Origin of the sequence: Synechococcus sp. 1G10, assembly GCF_002252625.1 — a bacterium.
Lineage (GTDB): Bacteria > Cyanobacteriota > Cyanobacteriia > PCC-6307 > Cyanobiaceae > Regnicoccus_A.
The window spans coordinates 36,119-49,775 of sequence record NZ_NQKW01000015.1; the positions used below are offsets into that span (position 1 = coordinate 36,119).

Sequence of the window (13,657 nt, forward strand, 5' to 3'; positions counted from 1 at the left end):
TTCATTCCACAGATCTGTTGCTGATTCTCAACCATGACCACCAAAACTGACGACATTCTCGAGTCACTGAAGACCCTCTCCCTGCTGGAAGCTTCCGAGCTCGTCAAGCAGATCGAAGAGGCCTTCGGCGTGTCCGCCGCCGCTTCCGCCGGCGTGATGATGGCGGCTGCTCCTGCCGCTGCCGCTGAGGCTGTTGAAGAGCAGACCGAGTTCGATGTGATCCTCGACGGCTTCGACGCCGCCGCCAAGATCAAGGTTCTCAAGGCCGTCCGCGAGGCCACCGGCCTCGGCCTGGGCGAAGCCAAGGCCCTCGTCGAGGCAGCTCCCAAGGCTGTCAAGGAAGGCATCACCAAGGACGAAGCCGAAGCCCTCAAGAAGTCCATCGAGGAAGTGGGCGGCAAAGTCACCATCAAGTGATCGCGCCCGGCGGAGGTTCCCCCTCTGCCAACACCACCCCGCTCGTTTCTGCCGGCCTCCAGGGGCCGGCTTTTTGCTGGGGGGGACGACAAGACAAAAAAAAGCCCGCCGAAGGCAGGCTTTCGAGGTGGAACGATGCCGGGAGTCTGTCCTCGTTTCGACCCCGGGAGAGCGTTCTGCACTCCTCACACATGTCAAAGATACGGAGCGGATCCAAGGGGCGCCAGCGGCGAGGGCCGCTGTGTCGACTGTCACTCCCGGAAGGGGATCACCTGCAGAGCGATCGGACCACTCTCCAGCTCGCCACCTCTGGCCATGTTCTCCATGGCGCGTCCAAGGCTGCCCGGCCGTGCGCTGGCGATGGGCTGAACGCTCTGGGGGCTGCCCCCGCCGGCCTGGGCGATCAATTGCTCCAGGGGGCTGCTGGCAGCGAAATAGATGTGGTTGAGGGTCTGCTGGCCGAAGACGCGGCGGTTCAGCTGCCAGTCGGTTTCGAGCTTGATCGGAACGAATCCATTGGGATCCCTGCGGCTCAACTGGCCCCTGCCCAGCAGCAGCAGGGTGGTGTCCGCCGGGGTCATGCCCTGCAACTGGAGCTCGTTGCCCACCTGAGCGAGGCGAAGGCGGTAGCGGCTGGCCAGGTCCTGGCCAGCCACCCGCAGGGAGTAGGCGTTGCTGCCGGCGTAGCTGGTGCAGATCCCCTTGGAGTCGAAGCGGTTCATCGAGGCATCCACCAGGCCGTCGGGCCTGGCCTGCCAGCAGGGCTGGCCGTCGGCCGTCTGCTCGATCAGCACCAGTGACCAGTCGGCGAAGCCCACCGGCTTGGCCAGTACCGCAAAGCGGGCCGCTTCCACCGGTTGGCTGTCGAAGACACCGGCGGCTTCCGCCAGGGGCGTTGTGACGGCCTGGAGCGCGGTGGCGGCCAGCCCAGCCCCAGCAAGGGCCAGGTAGGTTCGCTGCATGGTCGATTTCACGCGTCCAAACATCGTTGCCAAGGTCTACGGCACCACTGTCTACCGAACAATGGCCGGCTTGCCCAGTGGCAGCTGAGTCGGCTCGGGTGGTGGCGGCCGCCTGTGATGGCGCCTGCAGCGGCAATCCTGGCCCGGGTGGCTGGGGCTGTCTGCTGCGTTTCGAGGACGGCAGCGTGCGCGAACTGGGGGGTGCCGCTGCGGCGACCACCAACAACCGCATGGAGCTCACCGCGGCCCTGGCCGTGATGAAGGAGTTGCGGAATCTGCCCCTTCATCCCGATCTGCGCCTGCGCACCGACAGCCGCTACCTGATCGATGGTCTGACCAAGTGGATGCCGGGCTGGAAGCGCAAGGGTTGGCGGACCGCCTCCGGCGGTCCCGTGCTCAACCGCGACCTCTGGGAGGAGCTGGACCGGGCACGGCTGCCGGGGTTGAGTCTGGCCCATGTCAAAGGGCACAGCGGTGATCCCGACAACGACCGCTGCGATGCGATCGCCGTGGCTTACTCGCGCGGAAGCTCCCCCGAGCTGGACCAGAGTGAGGGGGACGGGCTCGATCAGCCGGCTCCCGCGGCCCTTGGCGAACTGCTCACCCGCCTTGAGGTGGCCGACCGCCTCGCCAGCGGCGGCTACGCCTTGACTACCGCCGAACTGGCCCGCCTGGTGGAGCAGCCCCTGGCCCGTCTGCAAGAGCGGCAGGGCCCCTGGATCTGGCGTGACTGGCGGGTGAGTCCCACCAGCGATGGCCGCTGGCGTCTGGAGCGCACCGAGCCCGACCTGCAGGAGTCTCCATGATCCTGGAGCATCCGGACCACGCCGCATCAGGCGCCAGCGGCGGCACCAGCACTGGGTCGCTGTACCGCCGTTGGGTGGGCCCGCTGCTGGCCAGAGATGAGGGCGCCGATGCTGAGCAGCTCAGCAGCCTCACCCTCGCGGCCCTGGCTCAGGCCTCCCTGCGCCGCGACTGGCCCCTGGTGTCGGGAAGCCTGGCGGGCCTCGGCGCCGAGCTGCAACGGCGAGACCATCGCTTCGAGCAGATGCTGTTCGGCTGTCGCTTCGCCAATCCTGTGGGGCTGGCCGCTGGCTTCGACAAGAACGCGGTGGCGGCTGGGATCTGGCACCTGTTCGGGTTCGGTTTCGCCGAACTTGGCACGATCACCTGGCACCCCCAGCCGGGCAACCCGCGGCCGCGGTTGTTCCGCCTGGCCAAGGAGCGTGCCGCGCTCAACCGCATGGGCTTCAACAATGACGGCGCCCTGGGGGTGAAGCGCAACCTTGAGCGCCAGCGCCTGCCCCTGCCGGGCCAGCGGCCTGCGGTGCTGGGCCTCAATCTGGGCAAGTCGAAGATCACCTCCCTGGAGCTGGCCCCCGACGACTACGCCTCCTCCCTGGAGCTGCTCTCGCCCCTGGCCGACTACATGGTGATCAATGTGAGTTCACCCAACACCCCGGGCCTGCGCGACCTGCAGGACGCCATCCAGCTGCGGCGCCTGGTGGAGCGGCTGCGCCGTCTCTCGGCCTGCCCGCCTTTGCTGGTCAAGATCGCCCCCGACCTTGAAGACGACGCCATCGACACGATTGCCCGACTGGCCTATGAGGAGGGGCTGGCCGGGGTGATCGCGGTGAACACCAGCGTCAACCGGCTCGGGCTGGAGAACCGGCGCCTCCCCCAGACCGGGAAAACCCTCGCCCAGGAGGCCGGCGGCCTCAGCGGCGCTCCCCTGCGCGGTCGGGCTCTGGAAGTGATCCGGCGGCTACGGGCCACGGCCGGTCCAGCCCTGCCGCTGATTGGGGTGGGAGGCATCGATTCCCCCGAGGCCGCCTGGGAGCGGATCACGGCGGGAGCTTCGCTGATCCAGCTTTATACAGGCTGGATTTATCAGGGTCCGGGCCTGGTGCCGGCGATTCTCGAGGGTCTGGGCGACCAGCTGGATCGTCATGGCTGCAGCCACCTCAGTGAGGTCGTGGGCAGCGGTCTGCCCTGGGTAGGTGCGTAAACGCCTCTAGGCCGATAGGCTGCGTGCGGATTCCAGGACGAGACGATTGGTCCTTGCCGGTTTGCGGCAACAACTCCAGCCATTCCTCGCAAAGTTGTTTCCACGCCGGGTCTGGATCGCTCTGGAGGATCGAGCGGTCACGGTGCTTACCACCAAGGGTCGCGGCCAGCCGCTGCAGCTGGATCTTCTACGGCGGGTGTCCCTGCCCGCCGGTGCCTGCTCCGGAGGCGATCCCCAGCAGGTGATGGCCCTGGGCGATCTGATCGGCGATCTGCTGGTTGAGCTCGGTCTGGTGGGGGCTGAGGTGGTGGCGGCGCTGCCGGCTGCGGCCTGTGCCTGGAGGGTGGTGCAGTGGCCCTTCGACGAATGGCCTGAGGAGCCGGGCGAGGCCCTGCGCCAGATCGATCCCGCCTTGGCTTTGCCCTATGAGCTGTCCAAGGCCACCATCAGCCTCCTGCCTCTGGAGGCTGATGGTGGTCAGGCCGCTGGCTGTTCCTCCCTCCTGGTGACTGCGCCCCGCCAGCGGGTGCTGAGCTGGATCGAGGTGTTCGACATCGCCGGCGTGGAGCTGGAACGCCTGGAAGCCGCCCAGGTGTGTGAACTGAGGGCCTTGGCTCCTCTGTTGGAGGGTGCCGGGCCTGATCGGCTCGACGCGTTGCTGGTGCCGTACGAGCGGGGTGCACGGCTCACCCTGGTGCGGCATGGTCTGCCCGAGTATGGGCAGGAGTTGAACGGCTCGATGGACGACATTGCCGATCAGCTGGAGCGATACCTGGCCTACTGGCGCAGCCGGGATCCCGGCGCGACGGACGTTCGCCTCTGGTTGGCAGGATCCAGCCCGGAGCTACCTCTGCTGGCCGAGAACCTGCGCCGCAGCGGCGACTGGCCGGTGGAGATCCTCGATCCGGTGGCCCAGGGCTGGATCGCTCTCCCCCCCGATGACGGCGAAGAGGAGCTGCCCCCCGGCCCGGCTCTGCTCACTCTGCATGGGCTGACGTTAGCGGAGCTGGTTCCATGAGCCAGATTCTTCCCGGCCTTGACCTGCTGCGTGAACACCGCCTTGAGCTGGGACTCCCCGCGGAGCCGCCCAGGCCGCCCGATGCCATGCGGCTGGTGCTGATCGGATCGGCCATCGGCGCTGGCCTCGTGCTCTGCGCCCTCGGGGCGACGCTGCTGCTCAAGCTGCAGGCCATGCTGCTGGAGCAGGAACTTGCCAGGCTGGCGCCGGTGAGGGGCCAGGTGGAGACGCTGGAGGCTGAACTCGCCGCCGACAAGGGGAATCTGGAGCGCAAGAGCAAAGGAAATGCTGAGCTGGTGACTGGTCTGGTCGCTGTGCGATCAGGCTCAGCTTTGATGACGGACCTGGCAGGCCGCACCCCGGCTGAGTTGCAGCTCACTTCGGTTCAAGTGGGCAAGGAAGATCTGCAGCTCAAGGGCCGCACCAGCGACCCCGGGGCCTTTGAGCGGATCAACGCCCTGGTGCTGCGACTGAAGGGTTCGCCACTGATCAACCCTGCCAGCGTGAATCTCAATCGCGCGATCCGCAACGACAAAGACCCCAACAAGAGCAGGAGGGCCCCCGAGAGTGGCTTCGTGGAGTTTGAAGTCAGTGCGGCTTTCAGCCCTTCACCGTCCGGATCGGTCCAGTTGACCCAGCTGCAGGAGCTGGGCGCTGGGGGCATGGCACGCCGCCTGGAGCTTCTGCAGAAGGAAGGCTTGCTGCAATGACCAATCTTCAGCAGGGCGCACCGCCCCGGTCCCTGCTTCTGCGCAATGGTGTGTTGATCGGCTTGCCCGTTGCGGCTGGGGCGGTGGTGACAGGCCTGGTGGCCCTCGGGGGAGTGTTTCAGCCCTGGGATCAGCTGCGCCGCAATCAGCTCCAGCTTGATGAGCTTCGGGGCATGAATGAGCGGCTGCCGCTGCTGCGGGCCCAGCGGGTGCGCCAGCTTGACCAGGTCAAGACCGTGGATGGTCAGCGCTCCAGCCTGCTGAAGCTGATCGCGGGCAGCGGCCAGATCAGCACCTTTCTGGCCCAGCTCAACCGGGAAGCCGCAGCCACTGGGGTTCAGCTCGATGTGTTTGAGCCCGTGGAGGCCAAGCCTGCTGCCGCTCCGGCGCCTGCTGGCGGAAATGAGAAGGAGGCCGCCGCCCCGCCTGATCCGCTCGAAGCCGATGGCCTGCGCCGCACGACCCTGCTGCTGAGCGCCCGTGGCCGCTATCCGAACCTGCTCTTGTTCCTGCGCCGGCTGGAGCGTTTCAGCCTGTTGGTGGCCCAGAGCGATCTCAACCTTGATCTGGAAGCCATCCGTGCCCAGGCCCAGCCGGTCGCCAACAGGCCCGCAGCCCAGGCGCCGCCCATTCCCCAGGTTGTGCTGAAGCTGAACCTGGCCCTCTACAGCGAAGGCCTAGGCGTCAAGCCATCCGGCAAACCAGCCAACACCGCCGTCGCCCCAGCTCCTGCTGATACGCCCCCAGAGGCCAGCCCCGCTGAACCGGTCTCACCGCCGGCTCCCCAGCCCAAGCCCACAGCGCCGCCCCCGGCTCCACCCCTATGAGAGGGCAGGGGCCACAGTTGCATTTGATCAACTGGTTTTTACAGAGCACTCCCTATACCATTCCGGCGTGATAAACGTGTTGATGGGCCCAGCTGGTATTGGATTCCGCGCCGGAATGTGGCTGGCCACCAGCAGCACCTTGCTGGCGACCTTGCCCCTGACGCTTTCCCCCACTCCAGCCCTGGCCCAGGCGGCCATTCGCTCCGACGGCCTGCAGCTGAAGCTGCGACGACTGCCAGATTCCCTGGAGCTGGTGATCCAGAACGCGGGCACCGGCAACGATCTGCGTCAGCAGTTGCAGGGCCGGGTGTGGCTGGGTGAGCTGCGCACCGACCGGATCCGTGGTCTCCAAGCTGGCCCCCAGTCGTTGTCGATGACCGACGCAGGCGTGGACTCGATCACCTTCGATGGCACCGGCACGGAGTTCCAGCTGAAGGTGACGCCGATGCCCGGGCGCAACCTGGGCACGCCGGTGGTGAGCAGTGATGGCCGAGATCTGACGGTGCGCTTCGATGCACCCCAACTGCCGATGAGTCAGTCGGCCGGTATTGACCTGAGGGCACCGGGGCGGGTTCCCACCTCCTCCTTTGTGCCGCCACTGCGGCCCCGGGCGGTGGCGCCCCCATCCGGCGATATCGCCGTGGGCACGATGACGATCCGCAACCGCGGCTACCTCAGCCTCTACGGCCCGCCGGTGACGCTCACCACCCGCAGCGCCAACCCCCGCGATGTGCTGATGGTGCTGTCCCAGATGGGTGGGTACGGCTTTTCTTTCTCCGATGCTTCAATGGCGGCGGGGGGAATGGGGCCACAAGGGTCAACGAGACAGCCCTCCTCTCCGGTGACGGTCGCGTTCCAGAACGAACTCTTTGAGCGGGCCTTCAACTTTGTACTGCTCTCCTCCGGGCTGCAGGCCCGCAAGGAGGGGAACACCATCTTGGTGGGTTCCGATGTGCTGGGCAAGACCATCGGTCCCCAGATGTCCAAGGTGTACCGCCTGAACCAGGTTTCCGCCAACTCTGCAGCTGACTATCTCGCCAACCTCGGGGCCCAGGTCACCAAGACCAACACGATCACTACAGCAGTGTCCCAGGGTGTGCCCCTGGGGGCTCAGCCCGCCGGCAGCGGTCTCACCGCCACATCACAGAGTACCACATCCACCCAGCAGACCGTAGAGGCCTTTGGAGCCTCGAGCGGTCCCCTGGTGGGGCTTCGCGCCACCACTGATCCACGGCTGGGCACGATCACGATCGTGGGAGAGCCATCGTTAGTGGCAATTGGAGAGCAGTATCTCAAGCAGCTGGATCTGCGCCAGCGCCAGGTGGCCTTGTCAGTGAAGATCCTGGATTTGACCCTCACGAACGACACGAAGATCGACAACAGCTTTGCTTTCCGTTACGGCAATAACTTCATTGTTAACAATGGGGGCCAGTTGCTGGGCGCGTTCGGCAGTCTGCTGCCACCAGCGGCAGGTGCGTTTAACCGCAGTAGTGTTCTCGATAACGTTCTCGGCTCGCCGACACCAAATTCCAACCCGGGAATGCAGTATCCTAAGGATACTTTTTTTGACTTCCTGAGCGCGCAGATCCAGTCTGAAAACGCCAAAGTCCTAGCCAGCCCCACTCTCATCCTGAGTGAAAATCCAGAAACCATCGTCGGTGGTGCCGATGTGGGCGGCGTAGGCTTGTCCTCTGGCGGCGAGGGGGGTGGGTCCAGCGACACCTCCGGTCTGAGTCAAGCCACGATCGGTCGAACACGGGCAAATGAGTCGTTTGTGACAGTAGGCCGGCAAGTTGTTACTTCCTACGATGTCACTCAGAACGAGAATGCTGGCACCACGTGTGAACCTTCATTCAGTACGGCTGGCCTCACCTTCGGGGCCCGAGTTTCCAAGATCGATGACAATGGCTTCGTGACTTTCACCCTCTCGCCGGCAATCTCCGGTGTGGTTGATCGTCAGCCAGTGCCGGGCTGCGGAGATATCGACATCCTGCGTCTGAGGCGCCTTGACACTGGTAGCGTGCGTGTGCGCGACGGCCAAACCCTTATTCTCACCGGGGTGATCTCGGATGAAGATTTCCAGGTCGTGTCGAAATGGCCAATTTTGGGAGATTTGCCTCTATTAGGTCAGTTCTTCCGCAAGACCAGTGGTTCCCGCAATAAGAATGAGTTGGTGATCCTCGTCACTCCTCGCATCATCGACGATGAGCAAGGCGGCAGCTTTGGTTACGGATATAATCCTTCCAGCAGGGATGCTCGCCGCTTAATGTATAGCCCCTGAAGCTCAGAAAGCCAATGGGGCGAAGTATTTGATGGCCAGTGGGGCCAGGAGTTGAAAGATTCCTGCTGAGGCCTGCATCAACTGACCGCCCCAGCCATTGCCAGCTGTTTTGGAGTCGGGATCCTTCTTCAGATCTTCGGCGCCTTTGAGAATCTGCTTTGCTACCGGCAAGTTGCCCTGCTGCTCATAAAGACTGGCGGCATAGGTGAAATCAGCGGCCGCGAGATCGCGCTTGTCCTGCTCGGCCCGGCTGATGCCCCGAGCCAGCCAGCTCAGAGCGGCGTCAGGCTGTTTCTGGATGGCCTGGTTGAAATAGGTTTCGGCCTCTCTGGCTCGTCCCTGAAGAGCAGCCTCGACGCCGGAATTGTGCAGATCGGCGTAGTTGCTGGCATTTGGATTCACCCCCACCGCCTGTTTCCAGTGGCTGCGAGCCAGGGCATTCCCATCCAGCAGTGCCCCACTGAGGTCGGCCTCGCGCAGATCGGTGCCCTCCAGCTGGGCGCCCCGCAGGTCCGCGCCGCGCAGAGAGGCCCCCAGCAGCGAGGTGAAGGTGAGATTGGCGCCCTGGAGATTGGCTCCATCCAGCTGGGCGCGGCTGAGGTTGGCCCGCTGTAACTGGGCCTTGCTCAGGTCGGCGTCGCGCAGGTCGGCATGGACCAGATCCGCATCCTGGAGTCGGCAGCTGGCGCAGGCCCGTTTCTCGAGCAGTCGCATCACTTCACTGGTCTCGGCAGCCTGGGCCGCTCCTGAGAGCAACTGGGTGGAAGTGACGAGCAGCAGTGCTCCCCTCAGCAGGAAGCCATGGGTTCGCGGCGGGGGCGCCATGCCAGATGAGGGGTGAAGGGGGATTGCTTTGAGCCGGTGGCCACTGGGGAAGTCGCCACGTCACGTTGCTTAACGCTTAGGCGAGAGCAGATTGTGATTCCTTTGCAGGCTGCCGGCAAGATCACCAGGGGCACCATGTGTGCGAACAGCTGGTTCAGGCTGTAGAGCATGGATGTTCACTATGGGGAGCCTGCTGGAGCTGACACGGACGCTCGGTCGCTGAAGCCCGCAGAGCTGAAGCCAGCGGCGCCCGATCGCCATGGCGGCAACCTGGAGGCCGTGGCCCGGCGTTTGGGCTGCCGCCCGGCCGATCTGCTCGATGCCAGCGCCTCCCTGGTCCCTTTCGGGCCGCCGGCTTCGGTGCGGCGGGTGCTGGCGGCGGCGGTGCGCACGCCAGCAGGCCGGCCTTCGCCCCTGCGGGATTACCCCGACCGCGACCAGCTGCGCTTGCGCCAGGCCATCGCCACCCATCACCAGCTCGATCCGGCCGCTGTGCTGCCAGGCAACGGGGCCGCCGAGCTGTTCACCTGGCTGGCCCGCGATGCGGCCGCAGCGGGCGCCAGCCTGCTGCCAGTCCCGGGCTTTGCCGACTATCCCCGGGCCCTGGCCTGCTGGGGCGGTGCCTGGAGCGCCTGGCCCCTGGAGCTGCCGCTGCCGGGAGCGCTGACCTGGCCCCAGCCACTGCCGCCAGCTCCGGCCGGTGCGCACCAGGCCGTGTGGATCACCAATCCCCACAACCCCACAGGCCAGCTCTGGAGCCGAAGCTCTCTCGAGCCGCTGCTGGAGCGCTTTGAGCTGGTGATCGTGGATGAGGCGTTTCTGCCCCTGGTGCCGGGCGGGGAGGAGCAGTCGCTGGTGTCGCTGCTCAAGGACCACCCCAATCTGGTGGTGATCCGCAGCCTCACCAAGCTGCTGGCGATCGCTGGCCTGCGTCTGGGCTACGCCCTGGCCGATCCGGCCCGGCTGCGGCGCTGGGCCGGCTGGCGCGACCCCTGGCCGGTGAATGGTCTGGCCGCCGCCGTGGGGGAGGCGGTGGTGGGCGATCGGCGCTGGCAGCAGCGGGTGCAGCGCTGGGTGGCTGCGGAGGGTCCCTGGTTGGAGCAGGGCCTGCAGCAGCTGCCAGGTCTCACGCCACTGCCTTCGGCCGCCAACTTCCTGCTGGTGCGTTCGGAGAGTTCCCTGGTGCCTTTGCGCGAGCGGTTGGAGCGGCACCATCGCGTGCTGTTGCGCGACTGCCGCTCCTTTGCTGGCCTGGGCGAGCGCTGGTTGCGGATTGCCTTGCAAAACCGCCGCAACAACCGACGGCTGCTGCGGGCCCTGCGGCAGGAGATCAGGCGCTGACCAGCTCGATCAGCTGCTAACCAGCTCAATCAGCAGCTCTGCCAGCCGCTGATCGGCGTCGCGCACCGCCAGCCGCTCCATGCCCGCCCTCAGGGTGTGGAGCGGATCGAGGCCAGCGCTTGCCCCGCGCAGCCGTGGCCCCAGCAGCCGCCACACCGCCTGCTCCAGGGCCGGATGCTCAGAGGTGTGCTGCCACACGATCACGGCGGCTCCGGCAGCCGCGGCGGCTTCGGCGTTGGCGTCCTGGTGATGGTCGGCCGCCTGGGGGAACGGCACCAGAATCGTGGGGGTGCCGCAGACGGCCAGTTCGCTGAGGCTGCCGGCCCCCGCGCGGCTGATGGCCAGCTGGGCGTGCTGCAACAGGCCGGGGAGTTCGTCGCTGAAGGGCCGCTCGATGTAAGCGGGGATCCGCAGGCTGCCGGTGTCCGGATCGCTGCTGCCCGTGAGGTGCACCACGCGGCAGCCGGCGGCCACCAGCCTCGGCACCAGGGGGCGCACCATGTGGTTGAGCCCGAGGGCACCCTGGCTGCCGCCCATCACCAGCACCAGGGGGCCTTCTCCCTCGGGCACCCAGCTGGGCAGGGGGGCTGGCCGCAGGAAGTCGGCGCGCACCGGTGTGCCGGTGACCAGGGGCCGGCACTTGGGCAGGCGCTCCGCCGCTGCCCGCAGCCCCACCGCAACCCGGCTGCAGTGCCGACCGAGCAGGCGGGTGACCCGTCCGGGGATGGCGTTGGATTCATGCAGGACCACCGGCACCCCGCACCAGCGGGCCGCCAGGATCGCCGGCGCGGCGATGTAGCCCCCGGTGCTGAACACCAGGCCGATGCCCTCCCGCCGGATCAGCCGGCGAACCGCCACGCTGGCGGCGATCAGGCGCAGCAGTTGCCACAGCTTGCGCAGGCCCCGGCCCTGCAACCCCCCCGCCCGGATCGTGTGCAGGGGATAGCGACTGGGAACGAGCTCCCGCTCGAGGCGGTTGGGAACCCCCAGCCATTGCACCTGCCAGCCGTCGGGCAGGGCTTCCGCCACCGCCAGGGCCGGGAACAGGTGCCCGCCGGTGCCGCTGGCCGCGATCAGAAGCCTGGACATGGACCTTCGCTGACGGGCACGGCGCTTGACCTGGGCGGGCCTAACTTAAAAGGGCCGCCATGGCCTCCCCTGATGCCGCAGTCGCCCCTCCGCCCATTTCTTCTGGCATTGCTGGCGGCCACGGTGGTTGTCAGCCTGCCGGCTGCCAAGGCCGCCCCACCGTCCCCGGCCCTGCTCCAGAGCCTGGAGGGCGCCCTCAACAGCGGCAACTCCTCCAACCTGACCGCCATGGTGGAAGCGGGCCCCGGCCTGGATCCCGCTCGCCTGGAGGCCCGCTACAAGCTTCTGCGTGAGCGCTTCCCCGATGCCCGCTGGACGGTGAGCAGCGGCGCTCCCCTGCGCGACGGTCGCCCCACCGTGGCCATCGCGGTGACCGGCAGCCGCTCGGAGGGCCCCTTCCGCTACAGCCTGCAGGCCGAGCAGGTGCTGGCCCTCAGCGCCAACGGCACACGGCTGAACGGCCAGGAATTGATTCGCGAAAGCACCACCCTGCGCAGCGGCGAAGCCAGCCTGCCGGTGAGTGTGCTGATTCCGGACGCGGTCCTCACGGGCCAGCGCTACGATGTGGACGTGGTCTTCGATGAACCGCTCGATGGGGCGGTGGCAGCCGGTGGCATCGCCGCCATCACGCCTGAGCAGATCAGCGCCCTGGAAACCCCCGATCTGGAGCTGGCGGCCCTCGGCGGTGGCGGCCTGTTCAAATCGGTGCAGGCACCCCTCAAGCCCGGCAGCCAGACCTGGGCCGTGCTGCTGGTCCACCCCAAGGGCATCATCAGCACCACCAAGCGGGTGCGGGTGGTGGCCGACAAGGCCGCGCTCACTCCCTGAGCAAACCTGGAGCCTGGTTTGGGCTGAACCAACGCGCCAGAGCTGACACATCCTCGTCGCCGTGACCGGCTGCGATCAGGGCATCCTCGATCCCGGCCACGCTGGTGCTGATCGGCAGGGTCACGCCGGCCGCGGCGGCTGTCTTGAGGGCGATCGCCAGATCCTTGCGATGCAGCGCCAGGCGGAAGCCGAGGGGGTAGGAGTCGTCGATCATCGCTCCGGCACGGTGCTGCAGGGCCCAGGAGCTCGCGGCACCCACTTCGAGGGCGGCGCAGACCTGTTGCAGCGGCAGCCCCAGGGCCCTGGCCAGGGCCAGTCCTTCCGCCAGGGCGGCGTAACTTCCGGCCACCAGGATCTGGTTGACGGCCTTCACCTGCTGGCCCGATCCCACCGGCCCGAAATGACTGATCCGGCCACCCACCACCTCCAGCAGCGGGCGAGCACGCTCCAGGTGGTTGCTGGAGCCTCCCACCAACAGGGAGAGCGTGCCGGCTCGAGCCCCCTCGGTGCCGCCTGTGACCGGGGCATCGAGATATCCCACTCCCAGCTCGCCCAGGCGGGCGGCCAGCCGCTGGCTGGTGGCTGCCGCGATGGTGGAGAAGTCGATCACCAGGGAGCCTGGGGCCGCGCCCTCGGCCACCCCGGCTGGGCCGAACAGCACCTCCTCAACGGCGGTGTCATCACTGAGGCAGACGGCGATCAGCTCGGCTGAGGCCGCTGCTGCAGCCGCTGTTGACGCTCTGGTGGCCCCTGAGGCGGCCAGCGGCTCTTCTGCCCCCCGGGTGCGGTTGTGGACGATGAGAGGAAACCCTGCCGCCAGTACCCGGGCCGCCATCGGTGCCCCGAGAGCTCCAAGACCGAGGAAGGCCACGAAAGATCTGGTCATCACTTCTGCCCGTTCAGTTGGACCCTGGTGATCCGGCCAGGCGAGCATGGTTGAGCCTGAACCGTTTCCGCCATGTCGTTCATCCGGAATGCCCAGCTTGTGCTGATGCCTCCCGCCGCGGCCGCCCTGGCGATGCTGCTGCAGGTGGGCTCGGGCCAGGCCCAGACCGGGTCAACCCGCCTTCAGTTGACCCCCAACCAGAAAAGTGAGCTGTTCAAAGGGCAGCGCAGTCTCTCGTTGCGGGACCATTCCGACCAGATCGCCATCCTCCGCAAGGGCGAGCGCTGCCTGAACGAGGCCAAGGACCTGGAGGCACTCAGCGCCTGCCGCCAGACTGAACGTCAGGCCAGGCGCGAGCTGATGGGCCGGACCAGGGAGGAAGCCCGGGCCCTGCATCAGCGGCTGGGCTTACAGGCACCCCAGGGCCGCCGCGGTGACGGCCCGGCCGACCAGATCTGAGCGGCC

14 protein-coding genes are annotated in these 13,657 nt (G+C 66.9%); 10 read left to right on the forward strand and 4 right to left on the reverse strand.

The genetic code is table 11. The features are described 5' to 3' along the window. Positions 1-33 precede the first annotated feature (33 nt). The gene (gene rplL, locus CJZ82_RS12405; protein ID WP_094556091.1) at positions 34-417 is read left to right on the forward strand and encodes a 50S ribosomal protein L7/L12; all 384 of its coding nucleotides are present in this window, start codon (positions 34-36) and stop codon (positions 415-417) included. A gap of 251 nt (positions 418-668) precedes the next feature. On the opposite strand, the gene CJZ82_RS12410 is transcribed toward rplL, so the two are convergent. Continuing rightward, complete coding sequence (locus CJZ82_RS12410; protein WP_094556092.1) at positions 669-1,379, reverse strand: DUF3747 domain-containing protein; 711 nt, start codon at positions 1,377-1,379, stop codon at positions 669-671. 77 nt (positions 1,380-1,456) lie between these two features. Between CJZ82_RS12410 and CJZ82_RS12415 the strand changes: the two genes are divergently transcribed. The 6 genes from CJZ82_RS12415 to CJZ82_RS12440 all read left to right on the forward strand — a co-directional run bounded on the left by CJZ82_RS12415 (position 1,457) and on the right by CJZ82_RS12440 (position 8,223). Continuing rightward, entirely contained in the window at positions 1,457-2,185 is a 729-nt protein-coding gene (locus tag CJZ82_RS12415; RefSeq protein ID WP_094556093.1) for a ribonuclease H, read from the forward strand. Next, a complete protein-coding gene (locus CJZ82_RS12420) occupies positions 2,182-3,387 on the forward strand; it encodes a quinone-dependent dihydroorotate dehydrogenase (protein WP_094556094.1) in 1,206 nt (401 codons plus the stop codon). Before CJZ82_RS12415 ends, CJZ82_RS12420 begins: the two co-directional genes overlap by 4 nt. Before the next feature lie 94 nt (positions 3,388-3,481). Further along, positions 3,482-4,405, forward strand: a complete 924-nt coding sequence (locus tag CJZ82_RS12425) for a hypothetical protein (RefSeq protein ID WP_094556095.1) — start codon at positions 3,482-3,484, stop codon at positions 4,403-4,405. After that, positions 4,402-5,115 carry a PilN domain-containing protein gene (locus CJZ82_RS12430; protein WP_094556096.1) on the forward strand — a complete coding sequence of 238 codons (714 nt, stop codon included), beginning with the start codon at positions 4,402-4,404 and terminating at the stop codon, positions 5,113-5,115. Before CJZ82_RS12425 ends, CJZ82_RS12430 begins: the two co-directional genes overlap by 4 nt. Continuing rightward, positions 5,112-5,942, forward strand: a complete 831-nt coding sequence (locus CJZ82_RS12435) for a hypothetical protein (RefSeq protein ID WP_094556097.1) — start codon at positions 5,112-5,114, stop codon at positions 5,940-5,942. Before CJZ82_RS12430 ends, CJZ82_RS12435 begins: the two co-directional genes overlap by 4 nt. Positions 5,943-6,057: 115 nt before the next feature. Beyond that, positions 6,058-8,223: a type II secretion system protein GspD gene (locus CJZ82_RS12440; RefSeq protein WP_094556098.1), complete on the forward strand. Its 2,166-nt coding sequence runs from the start codon at positions 6,058-6,060 to the stop codon at positions 8,221-8,223. Between the two features lie 3 nt (positions 8,224-8,226). Here CJZ82_RS12440 and CJZ82_RS12445 read toward each other — a convergent pair whose 3' ends face one another. After that, on the reverse strand, positions 8,227-9,048 hold the full coding sequence (locus CJZ82_RS12445) for a pentapeptide repeat-containing protein (protein WP_094556099.1): 822 nt from the start codon (positions 9,046-9,048) through the stop codon (positions 8,227-8,229). Between the two features lie 168 nt (positions 9,049-9,216). On the opposite strand from CJZ82_RS12445, the gene cobD reads away from it, so the two are divergent. Next, positions 9,217-10,389 (forward strand): threonine-phosphate decarboxylase CobD, encoded by a 1,173-nt coding sequence (gene cobD, locus CJZ82_RS12455; protein WP_094556101.1) that lies wholly within the window; start codon positions 9,217-9,219, stop codon positions 10,387-10,389. A 9-nt stretch (positions 10,390-10,398) separates the two neighbouring features. On the opposite strand, the gene CJZ82_RS12460 is transcribed toward cobD, so the two are convergent. Next, complete coding sequence (locus tag CJZ82_RS12460; protein WP_094556102.1) at positions 10,399-11,478, reverse strand: glycosyltransferase; 1,080 nt, start codon at positions 11,476-11,478, stop codon at positions 10,399-10,401. Positions 11,479-11,550: 72 nt separating this feature from the next. On the opposite strand from CJZ82_RS12460, the gene CJZ82_RS12465 reads away from it, so the two are divergent. Beyond that, complete coding sequence (locus CJZ82_RS12465; RefSeq protein ID WP_094556103.1) at positions 11,551-12,306, forward strand: hypothetical protein; 756 nt, start codon at positions 11,551-11,553, stop codon at positions 12,304-12,306. On the opposite strand, the gene CJZ82_RS12470 is transcribed toward CJZ82_RS12465, so the two are convergent. After that, a complete protein-coding gene (locus CJZ82_RS12470; RefSeq protein WP_094556119.1) occupies positions 12,296-13,192 on the reverse strand; it encodes an NAD(P)-dependent oxidoreductase in 897 nt (298 codons plus the stop codon). The genes CJZ82_RS12465 and CJZ82_RS12470 overlap by 11 nt on opposite strands. A gap of 72 nt (positions 13,193-13,264) precedes the next feature. Between CJZ82_RS12470 and CJZ82_RS12475 the strand changes: the two genes are divergently transcribed. Continuing rightward, the gene (locus tag CJZ82_RS12475; protein ID WP_094556104.1) at positions 13,265-13,651 is read left to right on the forward strand and encodes a hypothetical protein; all 387 of its coding nucleotides are present in this window, start codon (positions 13,265-13,267) and stop codon (positions 13,649-13,651) included. Positions 13,652-13,657 lie beyond the last annotated feature (6 nt).

Excerpts from the sequence above, each read along its gene's own strand:
- CJZ82_RS12465 (WP_094556103.1), top strand. The coding sequence starts at position 11,551 with ATGCCGCAGTCGCCCCTCCGCCCATTTCTTCTGGCATTGCTGGCGGCC.
- CJZ82_RS12445 (WP_094556099.1), bottom strand. The coding sequence starts at position 9,048 with ATGGCGCCCCCGCCGCGAACCCATGGCTTCCTGCTGAGGGGAGCACTG.
- CJZ82_RS12460 (WP_094556102.1), bottom strand. The coding sequence starts at position 11,478 with ATGTCCAGGCTTCTGATCGCGGCCAGCGGCACCGGCGGGCACCTGTTC.
- CJZ82_RS12440 (WP_094556098.1), top strand. The coding sequence starts at position 6,058 with ATGTGGCTGGCCACCAGCAGCACCTTGCTGGCGACCTTGCCCCTGACG.
- rplL (WP_094556091.1), top strand. The coding sequence starts at position 34 with ATGACCACCAAAACTGACGACATTCTCGAGTCACTGAAGACCCTCTCC.
- CJZ82_RS12470 (WP_094556119.1), bottom strand. The coding sequence starts at position 13,192 with ATGACCAGATCTTTCGTGGCCTTCCTCGGTCTTGGAGCTCTCGGGGCA.
- CJZ82_RS12430 (WP_094556096.1), top strand. The coding sequence starts at position 4,402 with ATGAGCCAGATTCTTCCCGGCCTTGACCTGCTGCGTGAACACCGCCTT.
- cobD (WP_094556101.1), top strand. The coding sequence starts at position 9,217 with ATGGATGTTCACTATGGGGAGCCTGCTGGAGCTGACACGGACGCTCGG.
- CJZ82_RS12475 (WP_094556104.1), top strand. The coding sequence starts at position 13,265 with ATGTCGTTCATCCGGAATGCCCAGCTTGTGCTGATGCCTCCCGCCGCG.
- CJZ82_RS12420 (WP_094556094.1), top strand. The coding sequence starts at position 2,182 with ATGATCCTGGAGCATCCGGACCACGCCGCATCAGGCGCCAGCGGCGGC.
- CJZ82_RS12435 (WP_094556097.1), top strand. The coding sequence starts at position 5,112 with ATGACCAATCTTCAGCAGGGCGCACCGCCCCGGTCCCTGCTTCTGCGC.
- CJZ82_RS12410 (WP_094556092.1), bottom strand. The coding sequence starts at position 1,379 with ATGCAGCGAACCTACCTGGCCCTTGCTGGGGCTGGGCTGGCCGCCACC.